The following is a 19,423-nucleotide window of genomic DNA, read 5'->3' on the forward strand; positions in this document are numbered from 1 at the left end:
TGATTAAAGATTAGTTGTGACCCTTCAGCTGGTAAATATCAACAACTAATCTTTAATCTTCAATTACTAATCTTTAAAAAACTAATAACCTAATATCTTCAATACCTGCTTGCTGTTTTGTTCTTCGCCAAACACTTCAAAGTTGAAAGTTTCATCTCTGTTGCGGCGAATAATAACATGCTTAGGCGATGGCAGTAAGCAATGGTGTATACCACCATAACCGCTTAATACTTCCTGGTATGCGCCAGTGTTGAAAAAGCCCAGGTATTGCACTTTACGTGTTTTAGGCATAAACACGCTGTTCATATGTGCTTCCTGGTTGTAATAATCTTGACCGTCGCAGGTAATACCACCAAGGTTTACGCGCTCATATTCAGAATCCCAGTTGTTAATAGGTAACAGAATATATTTTTGGTTAAGCGCCCAAACATCAGGCAGGTTGGTAATAAATGAACCATCCAACATCAACCAGCGCTCACGGTCGTTTTGTTGTTTACGACCTAAAACTTTATATAATATACCTGACGCTTCAGCGCAGGTGTATTTACCAAACTCAGTAATGATGTCTGGTTCTATGGTATCGTTTTCAGCACAGATCTCTTTAATACGCTTAACGATCTCGTTGATCATGTACTCGTAGTCAAAGTCAAATACCAGTGAGTCTTTAAAAGGCATACCGCCGCCAATGTCTAAAGTATCCAGATGTGGATTGATTTTTTTGAATTTACAATACAGCGTAACGTATTTCTCTAACTCGTTCCAATAGTATGGCGTGTCAGATATACCCGAGTTAATAAAGAAGTGCAATAGTTTTACCTGGAAGTTAGGGTTGCTTTCTATCTTATTGTAATAGAAATCAATAATGTCTTCCATACGGATACCTAAACGCGAAGTATAGAATTGAGAGTCGGGTTGTTCCTCCGCAGCTATCCTGATACCCAGGTTGCAGGGAGTATTCATCTCAATTTCATCATCATACAGGTTAAACTCTTCCTTATTGTCAAGCACAGGAATGATGTTCTTAAAACCGTCATGCAACATATCAACTATATATTGCTTGTATTGAAAAGTTTTAAAGCCGTTACATATAACCGTCATATCCTTGGTGATAACGCCTTTTTTCTCAAGGGCATCAATCATAGGCATGTCAAAAGCCGAAGAAGTTTCCAGGTGAATATCATTCCTTAAAGCCTCTTCAACAATGTGTTTAAAATGCGAGCTTTTGGTGCAATAACAATACTTATAGCTGCCGCGATAATTGTTTTTGATGATTGCCTGCTGGAACAACAGTTTAGCCTGTTGTATCTTTTTGGTAACCATTGGCAAATAAGTGAAGCGCAGGGGGGTGCCATACGTTTCAATCATTTCCATTAAGTTAAGATCATGAAAGTACAATTCGTCATCGATGATCTCAAAACCCTCTTGAGGAAAGCCAACGCTTAAGTCAAGAAATTCCTGGTAACTCTGCATCTATTAAAATTTTCGCAAAAATGTAATTTTTAAACGGAATAAATCAATACTTATCATACGATTTTTATGGTTGGAATGTAATTTATCGGTCCATAGTCCATAGCCAATGGTCGATAGCGGTTGTCGTAATACCGTTAACTACGGACAATGGACTATTGACCATCGACTAAAACCGGTAAAAACACCTCTGCCATCATGCATCTGGCACTTCCGCCTCCTGTCTGTTCAATAGTTTTTATATCTGCGTAAATGGGTTTGCTGTAGCTTTCTAAAACTTCTTTTTGTTCGTCTGATAAAGATTTCCATGCTGTCTTAGACATTATTATGAGACTTTCGCCTTTATCATTTTTCACTTCAAGCATGTTGCCTGCAAATTGATTCATTTGCTCAAAGCTGAGGGCAATTATCTCCTTGCCGCTTTCTGCGATAGTGTCTATCACACGTTCAGCCTCATCATCGTCATCGATAGCATCCAAACAAATCACAACGTATTTTTCGGCCACCGTCATCAAAACATTGGTATGGTAAATGGCCTGCCTATTTTGGTCTACTGCAGTAAACCATACCGGCTTATACCCTGTGTGCTCACAAAAGGTATGTAAAACGTCCGTGTCAGTTCGCGGCGATAAACAAGCGTAAGCTATTTTATTTACCCTATCCAGCACCATGCTGCCGGTACCTTCCAGAAATTTATCCTGTGTTTCAAACCGGCTCAGATCTATTATATGAGCCACCTTAAACTGTTCTTCCAGTTTTCTGATAATATCTTCTCTGCGCTCCAAACGGCGATTTTCTGCCTGCATTGGGTAGAGTACTACATCTCCGTTTTCGTGGAATGAGACCCAGTTGTTAGGGAATATTGCATCGGGCTTGGCCGGCTCAACAGTGTCATCAATAACAATAACGTTAACGCCATTATCTCTTAAAGCTTTAACAAACGCGTCAAATTCTGCTACGGCCTTATCCTGCAAGTCGTTACCGGTAACGCGGTTTTGAAAAGCGTTACTACCTGCGGTTTCCTCATTAAATCCGAAACTCGCCGGGCGGATCATTAATATCGTGTTGGTCATTTGCTTCGCATATTGGTCATTAGTCATTTGCTTTGCGTCATTAGTGGTTGCGTTTCTGTATTGAATCAATGACTATTGACCAATGATTCTCTACAAAGCGGCATGCTCATACAATGAAACCCACCACGCGCTCTTGAAAGTTCAGCCGATGGCATCAGTATCAGCGTATCTTTCATTTGATGCGGGTCTGTCTCATCATTTTCAATTTTTTTGAGCAGCTCCTTAACATTAATAATTTTAAAGCCGTTTTGTTTAAATGCCGCTACGGTACGGTCGTTGCGGTCGTAACCCAATACAACGCCTTCTTTAAGCGCAAGCAGGTTACAACTGTCTGTCCACTGTTCTCGGGCGTCGAACGGAAACTCATCATTGCCCGAGTAAATGAATTGGGTTGGTTCGTTACTGCCCAAGTCCTTTCTGCTAATATTATCCAGCAGAGCCTCTAACGAGGCAAATGTTTTAGGTTTTTTATCTTGCCTGAACTGTACAATTTCTGTTTTTTCCTTGTTTTTCTTTTCCGAAAACCACGCTACTGCATCATTCTGCGGCTGCTCTTTTTCTGAACCGCTTAATGATTTCAACAACACCCAAACATTGCGTTTAACCTGCGTAACAACCGTATCCAGGTGCATATAATCGCGCTTGTGTGGTATTTTAACAATGGTGACTTTTTTAACCACATCTTTTTCAAATAGCTGTTTTATCGCTTCGTTTGCACCACTAATAGAGGTGCGCTCGCTGCAACCAATTATTAAATGGTTAGGAGCAATCATCATCAAATCGCCACCCTCAATAGTAGTTTTTTCGTCGTTTGCTTCACCCGGGCGCAAAAAGTGCTGCTTGGTCTCGGCTACTTCAATTATCTTATCACGGTAAGCCTCAAACAAAGGGTGATTAAAAAATATATAACGCATCAGCAAGGTTTCGCGTGAGCGGGCTTTCTTAGCCGGGCGGTTCAGTAAAATATGGTCGTTTACTACAACACCCAGATCTCTGGAAAAAATAAGATTAGGGATAGGAGCGAAGATCATTTCAGAGCCGGTTAAAGAGCCGGATATAAATATTTTCGCCAGTTCAAGCGGTGGTGTGTTAATCAGTTTTTGCTGTAAACCGTACGTGCAGCCCTCAATAGCACAAACCGATGCCACCATTTTTTTGCGAATGCCGTCATCTGTTAAAATATCCGCAAGCAGACATTGTATTTCTATAACTTTTGTTGAAGAATGGAAAGCTTCATTATCCGGCTTAAAAAAATCGCGGTTGTTTTCTTTAGCATCTATATCTTTCAGTTTGCCTTTGATCTTTTCGGGATCGAGGAAATAAAGCAGCAGTTTAACGTAATAATCATACTCGTTTTTGCGCATGTTTTCAAGGTGTACAATATCCTCAAAGAGCCAATCCTGCGCTTTTGAGGGCACTACACGGCCCAGTCCGCTATCCGGACTATGTATCAGCAAAGCAAGTAAAGTCCCTATTTCAGAACCTACGTTTATATTCATTTCAGGTTGTTTTTCCATGTTCACTAATCACAAATCTATCCGAAAAAAATTAATTTGTACCAACACAAACCTATACAATATGTTAATAAGCAATTTGTTTATAGTAGGTTAACAAAAACTTAAATCTACCGAACCCTCAAAATAATCTTTCGGACTTACCGACTTTCAGACTTCCGGAGTAAATGACTAATTTTGCCCTGATGAACTTTATATTAGATGCCGTTGTAAAGGCTGTTAAACATATTTACAATACCGACATTACCTCTGCTGAAATCAATCTACAGGAAACCCGCAAAGAATTTGAAGGACAAATAACTGTTGTTACTTTTCCGTTCACCAAATTTTCTCGCAAAGGTCCTGAGCAAACAGGTACCGATATTGGCGAGTTCATCAAAAATGAAGTTCCGCAGGTTTCGGCATTTAATGTAATAAAGGGATTTTTGAACATTTCGTTATCCGATGAATATTGGATAGACGAGTTATATAGCAATATAGCCACAGAAGATTTTGCTGTTTTTCAACCCAATAGCAAAAAGGTAATGGTAGAGTACTCATCACCTAATACAAACAAGCCGCTTCATCTGGGCCACGTGCGTAATAACCTGCTGGGTTTTTCTGTAGCCGAGATATTAAAGGCTGCCGGTTACGATGTGGTGAAAGCAAACCTGGTTAACGACCGGGGTATACATATTTGCAAATCAATGCTGGCCTGGCAACTTTACGGCAACGGCGAAACGCCGGAGTCGGCAGGTATGAAAGGCGACCACTTGGTGGGCAAATACTATGTAATTTTTGATAAGGAATACAAAAAGGAAATTGAGTTTTTAAAAGCCGAAGGCAAAACCGAGGAAGAGGCCAAAAAGCATGCTCCGCTTATTAAGCAGGCTCAAATCCTTTTACAAAAATGGGAAGCAGGCGATAGCGATGTAATTGAGCTTTGGAAAACCATGAACACCTGGGTTTATGATGGCTTTGGCAAAACTTATAAAGCGCTGGGTGTTGATTTTGATAAGTTTTACTACGAGTCAAACACTTACTTATTAGGCAAGGATATTGTTGAAGAAGGATTGGCCAAAGGCGTTTTCTTCCAAAAAGAAGACGGCTCTGTTTGGATAGACCTGACTGCCGATGGGCTGGATGAAAAACTGGTACGTCGCTCTGATGGTACTTCGGTTTATATAACACAGGATCTGGGTACAGCTCAACTGAAATATGATGAGTTTGGCATGAACGAGTCTATTTATGTGGTCGGTAATGAGCAAGATTATCACTTTAAAGTACTCTTTCTGATATTGGAGAAACTGCAAAAAAGCTGGGCTAAAGGTTTGTACCACTTATCATATGGTATGGTTGACCTGCCGTCGGGTAAAATGAAATCTCGTGAAGGCACAGTAGTTGATGCCGACGACCTGATTGCCGAAATGGAGGCCACTGCTAAACAGGTAACCGAAGAGTTAGGTAAGGTGAATGATTTCAGCGAAGAAGACAAGCAGGAGCTTTACCATACCATAGGTATGGGCGCTTTAAAATACTTCCTGCTGAAAGTCGATCCTAAAAAACGTTTATTGTTTGATCCTAACGAGTCGGTTGATTTTCAAGGGCACACGGGGCCATTTATACAGTATACTCATGCGCGTATCAAATCTGTATTGAACAGGGCTACAACTAACGGCACTGCAGTTGAGCCGACGCAATTAGCTACCGAGGAACGCGATCTGATTGTATTACTGAGCAAGTTTCCCGAAATTATCGCTGAAGCCGCAAAAGGCCATAACCCAGGCATTGTTGCTAATTATGTATACGAAATAGCTAAATCATACAATAAGTTCTATCATGAGCATTCCATTTTGCAGGCTCCTGATGAACAGGCTAAACAATTCCGTTTGCAATTATCTGCGACTTCGGCCAAGGTGATCAGCAAGGGGATGAATTTGCTGGGCATTGCGGTGCCGGAGCGGATGTAGCTACCACTTTTGTCATCCTGAACGCAGTGAAGGATCTTATACGCTGTGCTTACCCTGTGGCTTAGCGCGCGTTAAATGTTAGTGGGACAAGATTCTTCGCTATCGCTCCAGAATGACAGGATGTTGTCGTCCTGAGCGCAGTGAAGGATCTTATATGCTGGGCTTACCCTGCGGCTTAGCGCGCGTTAATGATAGTAGGACAAGATTCTTCGCTAATCGCTCCAGAATGACAGGATGTTGTCATCCTGAACGCAGTGAAGGATCTTATACGCTGTGCTTACCCCGCGGCTTATCGCGCGTTAAATGTGAGTGGGACAACATTCTTCGCTATCGCTCCGGAATGACAGGATGTTTCTAAGTAGAAACCCTCTATTTCACATTTTGCCAAACATTCTTTTAAACGATAAGGTTGTAAAAACAAATAACCCGTATCGCCATGGCAACAAAAGTTCCAAAAAAACAGAATAAACAACCCGGCATTGAGGCTGAAATGGACCCACGCCCCGAGTATATTAAACCAGGTTATAAAGCTGCCGGTAAATTAATGGGCAAAGTTGCCTTAATTACAGGGGGAGATAGCGGTATTGGTCGCGCAGTAACCATACACTACGCCCGCGAGGGTGCCGATGTAGGCATTGTTTATCTTAATGAGGACGTTGACGCGCTGGAAACACTGAAAGAAGTTGAGCGTTTTGGCCGGAAGTGCCTGCTCATAAAAGGCGACGTTAAAAAAAGCTCTTTCTGTAAAAAAGCGGTGGAAAAGATGTTCAAGGAGTTTGGTCAATTAAACATATTGGTCAACAACGCCGGTATGCAAATACCCGAAGATGAAATGGAGCAGATAAGCGATAAGAACATGGAAGAAACCTTTCGAACCAATATATTCGCTTACTTTTATTTTGCTGATGCTGCTCTTAAGCACATGCAGGAGGGCGATACCATTATCAACACCACTTCAGTAACAGCCTATCGTTCATCGCCGCACCTTATTGATTATTCATCTACCAAAGGCGCCATTACATCTTTTACCCGCTCATTGGCTACCAACCTGTCTAAACGTAAAATAAGGGTGAACGCGGTGGCACCTGGGCCGGTTTGGACACCGCTTATTGTATCAACTTTCAAAAAAGAAGATATAGAAAAATTCGGTACGCAAACCACAATGGAAAGGGCAGGGCAGCCATCAGAGTTAGGTCCGGCTTATGTCTTTTTAGCTTCAGATGATGCCTCATTTATAACCGGGCAGGTGTTACATGTTAACGGTGGGGAAGTAGTAAACGGCTAATGAAGTTTAAAATAAAGCTCACATATTACGTAACATGCGTGTTGCTTTTTGCCTTATTGGGTTCGGCTTATTCTGCCAGCGCACAATATAATGATAGCACCTTCTATCATGTCAGTTTTGCGCCAACAGGCTCTATTAACAAAGCTAATGGCAACACAGCTTACCTGCTTAATAATAACCTTAAGTTTAATATCCGCAAAAAGGTGATCTCTTTTAATTTTACGAACACTTGGATCTATGGGCGGCAAAACGTTGGGCTTACCAATAATGATTATTCGTCGTTTGTTGACTTTAACGTTTACAAGGGGCCTGAGCACTTTTATTATTGGGGATTATTAAATTACAACACCAGTTATTCGCTTAAAATAAATAATCAGTTACTGGCAGGTGGGGGCTTGGCTTACAACATTATTGATAAACCCAATGCTTATCTAAATTTAAGTGATGGTATTTTATATGATGCCAGCGACCTGATGATAGATGGAAACCGAAGCGTTTACCATACCTATCGTAATTCCTTGAGATTGGCCATGAAGTTTAACATCAACAACCTGGTAACTTTTGAGAGCAGCACCTTCTTACAAAACTCATTAGACCGCCGTTATGACTACATTATCCGTTCTGCCAGTAGCTTGCAATTTAAGCTACGCAGCTGGATAAGTGTAAGTTCATCGCTCAATTACAATAGGCAAAACCGCACTGGAGGCGAAAACTTGCTGTTTACGTATGGATTGAATTTTGAAAAGTATTTTTGAGATCGATTTAAACTTTCACTCCAAAAATATAGCCCACCACGCCCGAAAGCCCCATGGCTAAAGTACCCCAAATAGTAATACGTAAAACAGCCTTACCTATGGTTGCGCCCCCTGTTTTCGCTGCCACCGCACCTAATATCATCAAGGCAACAATGGTGAAGGCATATAAGTAGTATTCCATGGCTTTAACAGGGCAAAACAACACCGCTAACACAGGTAATATGCCACCGGCTGTAAACGATGCGCCCGAAGCCAATGCTGCCTGTATAGGGTTAGCCTGGCTTATTTCAGTAATACCCAGTTCATCACGCACGTGCGCGCCCAGTGCATCATGTTCGGTTAATTCCTGTGCCACCAGCATGGCGGTTTCTTTTTTCAAACCACGGCGTTCATAGATCTGGGCAAGCATTTGTAACTCTTCTTCCGGCATCTCCTGCAGCTCAATTGCTTCACGGGCAATGTCGGCAGTTTCAGTATCGGTTTGTGAGCTTACAGAAACATATTCACCCGCTGCCATGGAGAGCGCACCCGCAACCAGGCTGGCAACAGTAGCCAATACAATGGGCTCGCGTGTACTGCTGGCGGCCGCCACCCCAATAGCTAAACTCGATACAGATATAATACCATCGTTAGCGCCCAAAACCGCTGCCCGCAACCAATTGCTCCTGTTAATGTAATGGGTATCAAGGTAATTGTCTATAGTGAGCATGTTTGCTGTTTATTTGTTGAAATATGATGATGCGATAGCTAAAGTAAGCCTTTTGCGCCGGATTTGGTAATTGAAATAAATTAAGAACAGACAGTAACTTGTATGCAGGAAATATCAATACTTGTAAAGAATAATTGCATTATGGTGCTGCTTAATTATCAACCTCGGCTTCATCAATTTTTGAAGTTATTTTGCGAACCATCTGGTCTAATTCATCAGCAGAGAACTTTAAATAACTCAATACTTCGTTTAACTCTTCACGGTTGCAGGTATTGGCCAATTCAACCAGACCAAGTATAGATGCTAATGGTCTGCGTATCTCGTGTGATTCGATCCAGGCAATTTCCCGCAATATGTTATTTTGATGTTTAAGAGATTCTTCCTGCTCTTTAATGTCGTTTATATCACGTATTGATCCAACCATCCGCAGCGGTTGTTGTTGCTCGTTATAAATAATACTGGCCTTATCACTTACCCAACGATAATTAACATTACCACAATTTACACGATACTCGCAGGCATATTTGGTTGCATTGGCACTTAACGCTTTGGCCATGGTTGATGTTAATACCGGTAGGTCATCAACATGTACAAGTGACAGCCATGCATTGGCTGGGTCAGAGATGATATATTTTTCTAAACCTATAAAGTGTCCCTTGGTTTCTGAGTACGACACTTTGTTGGTTAACAGATCAAATTCATACAACATATCCTGTGATGCTGCGGCAGCCTGGTTATATCTTTCCAATGCCAACTCCAGTTTCAGATCTTTTTCTTTACTTTCTGTAATGTCAGTTAAATAAACAGCTAAACCCTCTTGGGTTGGATAACATGACATGCTTAGCCATTTTTTTACGTTGATGCCATACCCTTCAAACTTTACTGTGATTTTTTCTGATAACGCTTTTTTATAATGGTGATAAAAAGGGGAGTCGGCTCCATTTGGCCAAACCTGCATAAAGTTTTTCCCATTTACATCCGTCCGCTTTAAGCCAGATATTTTTTCAAACATGGCGTTTGCCATGCTAATGTTCCAGTTTTTGTCTAATAGAAAAAAAGCATCGCTTATACTGTTAAGCGTATCTTCCAAACGTAGCAGATAATCATTTTTTTCTTGTTCAAGCCGTTTAAGTTCTGTAACATCCTTAGCCAGCACCATTATCTTGTTTTCACCGTTGTTTTTGATGTGCTGCAAACTGATCTGCACATCTATCAGATCACCATTCTTTTTTTGATGCACCCAGGTGCCAACATCATTGTAGCCTTCGGGAAGCGTTTTTATAATTTTTGAAAGCTCTTTTCTATACTGAGTTGGCCTGATATCAAGCACGCGCATTTGTTTAAATTCATCGCGGGTGTAGCCATAATGGTTTACGGCAGCATCGTTAACATCGGTAAACTGCAGCGTGTCTTGCCGGTATATCCACATGGGTGATGGATTGTTGTCAAAATAACTACGGTACTGTTGCTCGCTGGCGGCTAAACGGCTGTTGTATTTATCAATAAGTTTATACAGCATTACACCTGTAAAAATTACATATAATGAACCTTTAGCAATGTTAAGGTACACCATGTTGGCGCGGTTGGCGCTGATGTGCACCATGTCAAGCAGGTTATCGCTAAGGGCTATCCATGCCAGCGCAACAACAATATAAATTGCAGCTATTTTAAACGCGGCCGATCTCATTAATTATAATTGGCATTGTTAGTGTGATAAAGATAAACACTACTACAATATGCAAATTTTTACGGTAAGCAAGCTTTTTTGTTTAGAGATAATGGTTTTACTATAGTCTGCATTTATAGTCTCTAACAATTCTCGCCCTGTGCAATACAAGGTGATAATAGTACTGCTTAGCTTTGATGCCGGATATTATTATACCTCATATACGAGTACTATGCCTATTGCATCTTTTATGAGGGGGGAATTTAAGTGTAGTGTTTCGCGAATCTACTTAGTGTACTGAACCTTGTCCCATTTGGTGGACCAAAATTTTTCATTACTGAAAGTGCTGAACAGAAAAATCGGTAACTGAATAGTTTGTTTTAATTAAATATTTGATTTATAGTTGTTTATAAATAAAATATAAACTAAAAAAATACTGTGCCGCATATTTATGTGGGACAACATAGTGTAGCAAGGGTTGTCGAAATAAAAAAACCTCCGCCGGTTAGGCGGAGGTTTTTTTATGTTATGATTACGATGTTAAAAACGTACTCCTAAAGTAAGGAAAAGATTGTCGTTCACCCTGTTAACATTAGCACCCGGAGTGCCTGAAGTTAACAGGTATGGGTTGATAACCTGGGTGGCCGAAACATGTTGATAAGCAGCGTCAATATAGTAGGTGCCAAAACGGTAACCTAAACCGGCTGTTCCCATAGTGGTAGTTTTGCCATCAGTTTTCAACGGACTGCCTAACAAACCATAACCGCCGCGTAACATTAAGTTCGTAGCTACTTTCACCTCAGCGCCGAAGCGAGCGTTAACCGCACCTTTATAGTTGTTGCGGATAATAGAGTTATCGTAAGAGGCATCAAAAGCATCGCTGCTATTTATTTTGGTTGAGCTGTAATCAACATACTCAACATCGCCGGTTATAAAACCTGCTTTACCAAAAAACACAGATAAACCACCGGCAGCTTTAAAAGGTGTACGCATGGTGTAGGTCAGCGTATAATCTGGCGACACACTATTGTATCTTTTATTATTGGTGCTGTAAGATGTATTAAGGCTTTCGCTGTAAATGTCGTCAATGCTCATCCAGGTAGGGCTGGTTATTTGCGCGCCTAACCTAACATTCTCTTCAATCTTATATATGGCGCCAATTTTAGCGTTAAAGCCTGCACCCCTAGTAGCCTGAAACTGGCTATAGGTTGAATTATAGTTTTTAACACTGAAAACACCTGTGGTACCATCGTCATTGTTGACAGAGCCAACCTCGTTGAACATATTGGTTGAATTATAACGCAAGCTGGTTATACCAATACCAAAACCCAGATAAAGTTTATTGCTGTAATTGGCACCTAAAGATAGGTTAAATTCTGATTGGCCACCCGTACGGGTAATTGCATTTGCTTGCTTTACAGGTGTTACCAAATTTGCCCCGTTACGAGGGTTATTGGCTTCATAATTACCTGCAGTTCCGTACTGATCTATCAGGAAATGATCGTAGGCGTATCCTTGAACAAAGTCGCCTGTTGTGCCTGAATTGGTAGCTAAGGTGCCGTAGTAATCATTAATTGAATTAGCCTTATTTGTGCCGCCGTAATTGATATTATCGCCAAAATCATTAGTGCGGTTATATCCCACTCCAAAGTTAACGCTCAGCCAGCCTTTAGTTTTATCACGTCCGCGTGGCGTGTTCATCCTACTGTAAAACACAGCAGAAAAGTTGTTAAGGTTTCCGGAGTTTTTAGAACCACTGCTGTTTTCACCAAGGTAGGAGGCGTTATTTTTAGTGCCGTTAAACTCAGGCGTTATACTAATCTCCGAGCGCGTAAAAAAACCTAAACCTGCCGGGTTTCCACCAACCGAAGTCAGGTCTCCACCTACGGCAACATTAGCGCTACCCATTCCCTTTAATCTTGAGGTGGTACCGGTTTGTCCGGTTGAAAAGCGTATGGCATCTTTGGCATATTGAGCAAAGCTGCTTTTGCCTATAGCTGTCAAAGCTATAAGGCACATTATATGTTTTATTCTCATAGTGTTATGTCAGCTAAAAAGTTTATGGTCTAACCGGACGGCCACCGCCACCACCTCCGCCACCGGAGTTGCCTCCACCGCCGCCGCCACCAAAGCTTGGTGATGGGGCAGGAGCAGGATTATATGTTGGCCTGCGGTCTACCTGTTGAATAACCTGGCGTGTTTGACCATCGCGTGAGCTTGTAGAACGAACAGCTCTTGTTTGTCCGCCTGTACTGTAAATGCTTTGTGTGCTCAGGTCACCTGGCCTGCGGCCCGGCATTGTTTCATAAACGGTTGTACGGCCCGGTCTTGCTACCGTTGCCGATGTACCACCTGCATAAACCGGACGAGGATTTTGTCTTGAATAACCGCCGGTTACAAAACCGCCGCCATATCCCCAACCGTAACCGCCAATGCCCGGGTAGCCCCAAGGTGAATAGGCATAACCATAGCCCAATCCCCAGCCATAGCCATAAAATGATGCGTAGAATGGGTCATAAAAGTATGGTGAATAGATACCTCCATAAAAGAAAGGGTCATAACCCCAGCCAAAGCCATAATTAAAGCCTAAGCCTCTATTCCAGCCGCCCATGCCGTAGCCCAAGCCCCATCTCATTGAATTGTAAGGCGAATAGCCGTAGTAAAAGCTATTATAGCCAAAGGGTGAGTAATAATCAAAACGATTGATGCGTGAAGCATAATCACCATAATAATAGTACTCGTCGCTATTGTAGCCATTGTTATTGTAACCATTAGCCTGATAGCTGTCGTCGGCATACATTATCTCGTCGCCGGCTTTTGCCTGGGTAAAATATACGTCGTCGTCATCAGCGCCCGGCGTAGATGCTAACTTCTGGCTGGTTGAGCAGGCACTCAAGCTTATAACACAGATAGCAATTAAATATTTTAGGTTGCGCATAGTTTTATGTATTGGCAGATTTATAAAATTAGACAGATAAAAGCCGATAAGGTTTAATTAACATAGGCTAATAACGTATAAATTTATAAATTTGGATGCTAAACTATAAAAATATAAAGTCAAATTCTATTCAACGTATGAGCAAAGGTGTTATAAGTAAAGATGAAGATTACTCGCAATGGTATAACGACCTGGTAATTAAGGCCGATATGGCCGAATACTCACCTGTTAGAGGGTGTATGATCATTAAGCCTTATGGTTACTCTATATGGGAGAAGATGCAGGGTGTGCTTGATAAAATGTTTAAAGACACCGGCCACAGCAATGCTTATTTTCCTTTACTTATCCCAAAATCTTTTTTTTCAAAGGAAGCCAGTCACGTTGATGGCTTTGCTAAAGAGTGCGCCGTGGTTACTCACTATCGCCTAAAAAATGATGGCGAGGGTAATATTATTGTTGACGAAGAAGCCAAGCTGGAAGAGGAACTGATCATTCGTCCAACTTCAGAAACCATTATCTGGAATACGTATAAGGGTTGGATACAATCCTACCGCGACCTGCCCATATTGGTTAACCAATGGGCTAATGTAATGCGGTGGGAAATGCGTACACGTTTATTTTTGCGTACAAGCGAGTTTTTATGGCAGGAAGGTCATACCGCTCATGCAACATCCGAAGAAGCCATTGCTGAAACAGAACAAATGCTGAACGTTTATGCAGATTTTGTTGAGAACTGGTTGGCGCTGCCTGTAGTTAAAGGACGTAAAACTGCTAACGAACGCTTTGCAGGTGCGTTAGATACCTATTGTATTGAAGCTTTAATGCAGGATGGGAAAGCATTACAAGCCGGAACCTCCCACTTTTTAGGGCAAAATTTCGCAAAAGCTTTTGATGTAAAATTTACTACCAGAGATAATAAACAGGATTACGTTTGGGCAACCTCATGGGGAGTGTCAACGCGTTTGATAGGTGCCTTAATAATGGCGCATTCTGACGATGCTGGTTTGGTATTGCCACCAAAACTGGCGCCAATACAAGTTGTGGTTGTGCCTATTTACAAGCATGATGAAGAATTGGTAAACATAACCAACTATGTTAATGCATTAAACACCGAATTAAAAGCAAAAGGTATATCAGTTAAATTTGATAACCGCGATACACACCGCCCGGGTGCTAAGTTTGCCGAGTATGAGTTAAAAGGCGTTCCGTTGCGTGTTGCAATTGGTAGTCGTGATATGCAGAATGGTACCGTCGAGTTGGCTCGAAGAGACACTAAAACAAAAGAGACTGTAAATCAGGACGGTTTGGCTAATAAAATTGAAGCGTTGCTTGAAGAGATACAGAATAACATTTACCAAAAAGCCGCTAACTTCAGAGTTGAAAATACTACCGAAGTTAACGACTATGAAGAGTTTAAACGTTTGTTAGATGAGAAACCAGGTTTCCTATCTGCCCATTGGGATGGCACATCTGAAACCGAACAACGCATAAAAGACGAAACCAAGGCTACTATACGCTGTATACCTTTAGATAATAAACAGGAAGAAGGTAAGTGTATTTTGACAGGGAAACCGTCAACTCAAAGAGTATTGTTTGCAAGGGCTTATTAAGCTCCCCAACCCGCTAAAGGGGGAGCTTTGAAAGCTTTATGGGTTGTGTAATTAAAAAGTAAACCAATCTCACACCTTTGGGTTTGAGAATAAAAGTTCCCCCTTTAGGGGGCGGAGGGGGTATGAAATTCGCTACAAAAGCTATACACGCAGGGCAGGAGCCCGATCCGACTACCGGCGCGGTAATGACGCCGATATATCAAACATCAACTTACTGGCAACAATCGCCGGGAGACCATAAAGGCTACGAGTATTCGCGTGGAACCAATCCCACACGTAAGGCTTTAGAAAATTGTATGGCCGCGTTGGAGAATGCAAAATACGGACTTGCGTTTTCGAGCGGAATGGGTGCTACCGATGCTGTGATGAAGTTGCTTCAACCCGGTGATGAAGTAATAACCGGAGATGACCTTTATGGTGGTTCTTATCGCATCTTCACCAAAATATTTGCTAACTACGGTATTAAGTTTCATTTTTTGGATCTGTCAAATCCGGAAATAATAAGGGAATACTCAAACGACAAAACCAAACTGATCTGGATTGAAACGCCTACTAATCCTACTATGCAGATAGTGGATATTAAGGCCATTACCAAGATAGGAAAAGAAAAAGGGTTGCTAACTGTGGTTGATAACACGTTTGCTTCGCCATACCTTCAAAATCCTATTGACTTGGGTGCTGATATTGTAATGCACTCTGTAACCAAATATATAGGTGGTCACAGCGATGTAGTGATGGGTGCGTTGATGATGAACGATGAGGAGTTATACAAGCGTTTGTTCTTTATATATAACGCTTGTGGGGCCACTCCCGGACCGATGGATAGCTTTTTGGTACTTCGCGGTATAAAAACGCTTCATTTACGTATGAAAGCGCATTGTGACAACGGAAGAAAGATTGCTGAATACCTTAAAACACATCTACGCATTGATAAAATTTATTGGCCTGGTTTTACAGACCATCCCAATCACGAGGTTGCTAAAAAACAGATGCGCGATTTTGGTGGCATGATATCCTTTACTTTAAAAGGTGCAGACCTGAAGGAAACTTTTAAGGTGGCATCATCTTTTAAAGTGTTTTCTTTAGCTGAGTCCTTAGGCGGCGTGGAGTCACTAATTAACCACCCTGTTACCATGACACACGCTTCTATACCAAAGGAAGCCCGTGAAAAAGTGGGGGTGGTAGACAACTTGCTCCGGCTAAGTGTTGGAGTAGAGGATGTTGACGATCTGTTGGAAGATTTGAAGCATGCGCTAAGCATTGATAAATAAATGAATACTCGTTTAATAATGGCCTCAAGCGCTTTATTCTTAAGCGCCATAGGTATTATACTAACTTTTGCACCTGCTGAAGTTTTAAATGGATTGGAAGCTGATTTTAATAAATCATCTGTATTGATTTTGCAACTGCATGGCGGCCTTTACTTTGGGTTCGCTATGTTGAATTGGATGTCGCAATGGTCGGTTATTGGTGGCATTTACAATAAACCGGTCTCGGTTGCTAACTTTAGCAATTTTTTTGTGGGAGCGATGGCACTGATAAAACAATTGATTACCAATCCGTTGCTGCCAAAAGCGTTTTGGATATTTGCGGTGATATATGGCATTTATGCTCTAATATTCGGTTGGCTGTTTTACAGTGGAAAAAACGCTAAAACTGAATAGAACTATATCATTATGCCTAATAGTTCTGAATTAAGTAAAGCGACGCAGATTAAGGAATTTCTCGATGCCAAAGTTGAGCAATACAACCGTCCTGATTTCATAAAGAACGACCCCATCTCTATCCCACATCTATTTAGCAAGAAACAAGATATTGAGATAATGGGTTTTTGGGCTGCTACACTGGCCTGGGGCCAACGTGTTACCATCATCAATAAATGTAAAGAGTTGATTGCCCTGATGGACGGAGCTCCATATGATTTTATTATTAATCATGAGGAGCCCGATCTGGCCAGGTTGCTGAAATTTAAGCACCGTACTTTCAATGATATTGACACGCTTTACTTCATTTCTTTTTTCACGCATCATTATTCAAATCACGAATCGTTAGAGGATGCATTCATTCCTCCGGACGGCAATTACTCCCCCTTTAGGGGGCTGGGGGGCTTTCGCTCTTACTTTTTCTCTCTGGATGATTCCCCTCACCGCACTAAAAAGCATGTGTCGTCTCCTTCGCAAAAATCAACCTGTAAGCGTCTCAATATGTTTTTACGCTGGATGGTACGAAAAGACAACAATGGTGTTGATTTTGGCATCTGGCACCGCATAAAGCCCGCCGACCTTATTATGCCTTGCGATCTGCATGTTGACCGTGTAGCGCGTAAGCTAAACCTCATTAGCCGTAAACAAACCGACTGGCAGACAGCAGTTGAATTAACAGAACGCCTTAAAGATTTTGACCCTAAAGACCCTGTTAAGTACGATTTCGCTTTGTTTGGATTAGGCATTGAGGAGCGCTGGGGATTGGAAGGTATTTTGCCTAAAATTTAAATCGCTCTTCTACTAAAAGTTTATTTATAACTGCGCCAGCCTTGCTGCCATCAGCAATAGCCACGGCTAAAGAGCGGAACATAGTAGTATTATCGCCTGCCGCAAACACACCTTGTACTGTGGTTTGCTGCATATTATCAACCTGTATAAAACCATGTTCGTTCAACTCACATCCTAATTCTTCGGGCAGGTTGCAATGCTGCTTTAAAACCGGTCGGTGATAAATTGCTTTAACTTCCTGTTCCAAACCGTTGGTGAATGTAATTTTTTTCAATACGCCATTATTGTGTATTAATTGCTTTACGGGTAATTCGTTTACAGTGATCTGGTTGCGTTTTAGCATGTCTGATTGATCGTTGCTTAATTCAGCGGGGCCATTCGTAAAAATGGTGAGCTCTTTAGTCCAGTTACTTATCAGCTTAGCATACTCAAAAACTTCATCACCATTTCCGAAAATTCCGGTAGATACGTTCTTGAACTCGTAGCCATGGCAGTAGGGGCAATGCAGTACAGTAATACCCCAGCAGTCAGAAAAACCAGGTATGTCGGGCAAAATATCTTTAACGCCGGTAGCAAAAAGTAATTTTCCCGCGCTAAAGCTTTTCCCGTCATCAGTAGTGACTATAAAGCATCCATCATGCTTTTTTGCGCTGGTAGCAAGGCCTTGTTTAAATTGTACCGTATTGTAAGCAGCTACCTGTTGCCTGGCTTTTAATGCGATGGCTGCAGGTGTTTCCCCATCGTGAGTAATCAAATTATGCGAATGTGGGGTTTGCTTGTTACAGGGCTTCCCATCGTCAATAATAAGCACGCTCCGTAGTGACCTTCCAAGCGCCATACCTGCCGATAATCCGGCGTAACTGCCGCCAATAATTATAACATCAAAATTGGTTTCCATGACGCAAAACTAAAACTAAAATTAACAAATGCAACATAGTTGCTTTTGTTAATTTTGATTAATACATTTCCATGACGATATTAGTATATGCTTTCACCTATTGACAATGATGTTTCAAAATTTCTTACAGGAAAATCAACGCACACCCTTATGCTTTTTGAGCAGTTAATAAAAAACTTTGAAGAGATAGGAGAGATCAGGCTGGAAGCTACCAAAACTATGATAGGCATATCTAACTCGCATAAACGTATTGCATGGATTACACAATTGGGCAAAAATTTTATTCACGTGGTTTTTCCGCTGCGCGAACCGCATTATGATAACTTCTGTTTTCAGAAAGTTGCTCAAGTGCCGGGCACCAACCAGTTTAATCATCATTTGAGAGTACTCCAACCTGAAGACATTAATGAAGAAGTATTAAGCTTTATGAAATTAGCGTATCAGCTTTAATTTTTAACAGACACCCAATCTCCCGCGGTTTCATCATAGCGTTTAATAACCTTTGCAGGATTACCTGCTGCTACCGAATAGGGAGGAATGCTTTTGGTTACAACCGCTCCGCCTGCAACCACACTATGTTTACCAATGGTTACACCTGCCGTTAATACAGCGTTGGCTGCTATCCAGCAATCATCTTCAACAGTAATAGTAGCGGTAACCGTTTTTTGATCTTTTATTGGTACGTTAACATCGCGGTATTCGTGATTCAGCCCGCTGGCTACTATATTTTGGGCAAAAATTACATTGTTGCCTATGTTAACCGGACCAATAATAACATTACCCATGCCAATGAGGCTGCCATTACCTATAGATACATCGCCAACGCCGTTGTTAATGGTAGAAAAATCTTCGATGGTTGAGTTGTTGCCTAAACTAAAATTATTAAAAGGCAAAACATCCATACGCGTACGCCTGCGCACTTTAGCACCTTTACCTTTGTGATGAATAAATGGATTAACAAACCATTTCACCCAAAGCCGCGGCCGGGCCTCGCCAGGCGCTATAAGCATCCAATGAACAAAACTTTTGACACGTGGATTAGCGGTTATTTTCTCTTTAAGCGACAT

At 41.5% G+C, this 19,423-nt stretch carries 17 protein-coding genes; 8 read left to right on the forward strand and 9 right to left on the reverse strand.

Annotated elements, in window-relative coordinates:
* Nucleotides 1–81: 81 nt before the first annotated feature.
* The 3 genes from CLV57_RS09735 to CLV57_RS09745 form a co-directional block, all read right to left on the reverse strand.
* On the reverse strand, nucleotides 82–1,470 hold the full coding sequence (locus CLV57_RS09735; protein WP_100341106.1) for an arginine decarboxylase: 1,389 nt from the start codon (nucleotides 1,468–1,470) through the stop codon (nucleotides 82–84).
* Between the two features lie 152 nt (nucleotides 1,471–1,622).
* Nucleotides 1,623–2,567 carry a citrulline utilization hydrolase CtlX gene (ctlX, locus tag CLV57_RS09740; RefSeq protein ID WP_245856921.1) on the reverse strand — a complete coding sequence of 315 codons (945 nt, stop codon included), beginning with the start codon at nucleotides 2,565–2,567 and terminating at the stop codon, nucleotides 1,623–1,625.
* Nucleotides 2,568–2,605: 38 nt separating this feature from the next.
* A complete protein-coding gene (locus CLV57_RS09745; protein WP_211290043.1) occupies nucleotides 2,606–4,057 on the reverse strand; it encodes an arginine deiminase family protein in 1,452 nt (483 codons plus the stop codon).
* Between the two features lie 182 nt (nucleotides 4,058–4,239).
* On the opposite strand from CLV57_RS09745, the gene argS reads away from it, so the two are divergent.
* The 3 genes from argS (at nucleotide 4,240) to CLV57_RS09760 (ending at nucleotide 8,043) form a co-directional block, all read left to right on the forward strand.
* Nucleotides 4,240–6,003, forward strand: a complete 1,764-nt coding sequence (argS, locus tag CLV57_RS09750) for an arginine--tRNA ligase (RefSeq protein ID WP_211290044.1) — start codon at nucleotides 4,240–4,242, stop codon at nucleotides 6,001–6,003.
* 436 nt (nucleotides 6,004–6,439) lie between these two features.
* A complete protein-coding gene (locus tag CLV57_RS09755) occupies nucleotides 6,440–7,288 on the forward strand; it encodes an SDR family oxidoreductase (protein ID WP_100341108.1) in 849 nt (282 codons plus the stop codon).
* Nucleotides 7,288–8,043: a DUF481 domain-containing protein gene (locus CLV57_RS09760; RefSeq protein WP_100341109.1), complete on the forward strand. Its 756-nt coding sequence runs from the start codon at nucleotides 7,288–7,290 to the stop codon at nucleotides 8,041–8,043. The genes CLV57_RS09755 and CLV57_RS09760 overlap by 1 nt, the downstream gene beginning before the upstream one ends.
* A 7-nt stretch (nucleotides 8,044–8,050) precedes the next feature.
* Here CLV57_RS09760 and CLV57_RS09765 read toward each other — a convergent pair whose 3' ends face one another.
* From CLV57_RS09765 to CLV57_RS09780, 4 genes are all read right to left on the reverse strand, one after another.
* On the reverse strand, nucleotides 8,051–8,752 hold the full coding sequence (locus CLV57_RS09765) for a VIT1/CCC1 transporter family protein (RefSeq protein ID WP_100341110.1): 702 nt from the start codon (nucleotides 8,750–8,752) through the stop codon (nucleotides 8,051–8,053).
* Nucleotides 8,753–8,903: 151 nt separating this feature from the next.
* Nucleotides 8,904–10,439: a PAS domain S-box protein gene (locus tag CLV57_RS09770; protein ID WP_100341111.1), complete on the reverse strand. Its 1,536-nt coding sequence runs from the start codon at nucleotides 10,437–10,439 to the stop codon at nucleotides 8,904–8,906.
* Between the two features lie 519 nt (nucleotides 10,440–10,958).
* Complete coding sequence (locus CLV57_RS09775) at nucleotides 10,959–12,455, reverse strand: OmpP1/FadL family transporter (protein WP_157799119.1); 1,497 nt, start codon at nucleotides 12,453–12,455, stop codon at nucleotides 10,959–10,961.
* A gap of 22 nt (nucleotides 12,456–12,477) precedes the next feature.
* Nucleotides 12,478–13,356 carry a DUF5320 domain-containing protein gene (locus tag CLV57_RS09780; protein ID WP_100341113.1) on the reverse strand — a complete coding sequence of 293 codons (879 nt, stop codon included), beginning with the start codon at nucleotides 13,354–13,356 and terminating at the stop codon, nucleotides 12,478–12,480.
* 137 nt (nucleotides 13,357–13,493) lie between these two features.
* On the opposite strand from CLV57_RS09780, the gene proS reads away from it, so the two are divergent.
* The 4 genes from proS (at nucleotide 13,494) to CLV57_RS09800 (ending at nucleotide 17,458) form a co-directional block, all read left to right on the forward strand.
* Nucleotides 13,494–14,966 carry a proline--tRNA ligase gene (gene proS, locus CLV57_RS09785; protein ID WP_100341366.1) on the forward strand — a complete coding sequence of 491 codons (1,473 nt, stop codon included), beginning with the start codon at nucleotides 13,494–13,496 and terminating at the stop codon, nucleotides 14,964–14,966.
* A 122-nt stretch (nucleotides 14,967–15,088) separates the two neighbouring features.
* The gene (locus tag CLV57_RS09790; protein ID WP_100341114.1) at nucleotides 15,089–16,237 is read left to right on the forward strand and encodes a cystathionine gamma-synthase; all 1,149 of its coding nucleotides are present in this window, start codon (nucleotides 15,089–15,091) and stop codon (nucleotides 16,235–16,237) included.
* A complete protein-coding gene (locus tag CLV57_RS09795; RefSeq protein ID WP_100341115.1) occupies nucleotides 16,238–16,630 on the forward strand; it encodes a hypothetical protein in 393 nt (130 codons plus the stop codon).
* Nucleotides 16,631–16,642: 12 nt separating this feature from the next.
* Entirely contained in the window at nucleotides 16,643–17,458 is an 816-nt protein-coding gene (locus tag CLV57_RS09800; RefSeq protein ID WP_100341116.1) for a TIGR02757 family protein, read from the forward strand.
* On the opposite strand, the gene CLV57_RS09805 is transcribed toward CLV57_RS09800, so the two are convergent.
* Entirely contained in the window at nucleotides 17,448–18,356 is a 909-nt protein-coding gene (locus tag CLV57_RS09805) for an NAD(P)/FAD-dependent oxidoreductase (RefSeq protein ID WP_100341117.1), read from the reverse strand. The two genes, CLV57_RS09800 and CLV57_RS09805, sit on opposite strands and share 11 nt — an antisense overlap.
* An 87-nt stretch (nucleotides 18,357–18,443) precedes the next feature.
* On the opposite strand from CLV57_RS09805, the gene CLV57_RS09810 reads away from it, so the two are divergent.
* A complete protein-coding gene (locus CLV57_RS09810; protein WP_211290045.1) occupies nucleotides 18,444–18,806 on the forward strand; it encodes a DUF5655 domain-containing protein in 363 nt (120 codons plus the stop codon).
* Here CLV57_RS09810 and CLV57_RS09815 read toward each other — a convergent pair.
* Nucleotides 18,803–19,423, reverse strand: a complete 621-nt coding sequence (locus CLV57_RS09815) for an acyltransferase (RefSeq protein WP_100341118.1) — start codon at nucleotides 19,421–19,423, stop codon at nucleotides 18,803–18,805. The genes CLV57_RS09810 and CLV57_RS09815 overlap by 4 nt on opposite strands.

It is taken from the genome of Mucilaginibacter auburnensis (assembly GCF_002797815.1).
Classification (GTDB): Bacteria; Bacteroidota; Bacteroidia; order Sphingobacteriales; family Sphingobacteriaceae; genus Mucilaginibacter; species Mucilaginibacter auburnensis.

Bases quoted from the DNA above. Each gene is read 5' to 3' on its own strand.
- proS (WP_100341366.1), top strand. From the start codon at position 13,494: ATGAGCAAAGGTGTTATAAGTAAAGATGAAGATTACTCGCAATGGTAT.
- CLV57_RS09765 (WP_100341110.1), bottom strand. From the start codon at position 8,752: ATGCTCACTATAGACAATTACCTTGATACCCATTACATTAACAGGAGC.
- CLV57_RS09815 (WP_100341118.1), bottom strand. From the start codon at position 19,423: ATGTCGCTTAAAGAGAAAATAACCGCTAATCCACGTGTCAAAAGTTTT.
- ctlX (WP_245856921.1), bottom strand. From the start codon at position 2,567: ATGACTAATGACCAATATGCGAAGCAAATGACCAACACGATATTAATG.
- CLV57_RS09800 (WP_100341116.1), top strand. From the start codon at position 16,643: ATGCCTAATAGTTCTGAATTAAGTAAAGCGACGCAGATTAAGGAATTT.
- CLV57_RS09735 (WP_100341106.1), bottom strand. From the start codon at position 1,470: ATGCAGAGTTACCAGGAATTTCTTGACTTAAGCGTTGGCTTTCCTCAA.
- argS (WP_211290044.1), top strand. From the start codon at position 4,240: ATGAACTTTATATTAGATGCCGTTGTAAAGGCTGTTAAACATATTTAC.
- CLV57_RS09805 (WP_100341117.1), bottom strand. From the start codon at position 18,356: ATGGAAACCAATTTTGATGTTATAATTATTGGCGGCAGTTACGCCGGA.
- CLV57_RS09770 (WP_100341111.1), bottom strand. From the start codon at position 10,439: ATGAGATCGGCCGCGTTTAAAATAGCTGCAATTTATATTGTTGTTGCG.
- CLV57_RS09760 (WP_100341109.1), top strand. From the start codon at position 7,288: ATGAAGTTTAAAATAAAGCTCACATATTACGTAACATGCGTGTTGCTT.
- CLV57_RS09810 (WP_211290045.1), top strand. From the start codon at position 18,444: ATGCTTTCACCTATTGACAATGATGTTTCAAAATTTCTTACAGGAAAA.
- CLV57_RS09745 (WP_211290043.1), bottom strand. From the start codon at position 4,057: ATGGAAAAACAACCTGAAATGAATATAAACGTAGGTTCTGAAATAGGG.
- CLV57_RS09790 (WP_100341114.1), top strand. From the start codon at position 15,089: ATGAAATTCGCTACAAAAGCTATACACGCAGGGCAGGAGCCCGATCCG.
- CLV57_RS09795 (WP_100341115.1), top strand. From the start codon at position 16,238: ATGAATACTCGTTTAATAATGGCCTCAAGCGCTTTATTCTTAAGCGCC.
- CLV57_RS09775 (WP_157799119.1), bottom strand. From the start codon at position 12,455: ATGAGAATAAAACATATAATGTGCCTTATAGCTTTGACAGCTATAGGC.
- CLV57_RS09780 (WP_100341113.1), bottom strand. From the start codon at position 13,356: ATGCGCAACCTAAAATATTTAATTGCTATCTGTGTTATAAGCTTGAGT.
- CLV57_RS09755 (WP_100341108.1), top strand. From the start codon at position 6,440: ATGGCAACAAAAGTTCCAAAAAAACAGAATAAACAACCCGGCATTGAG.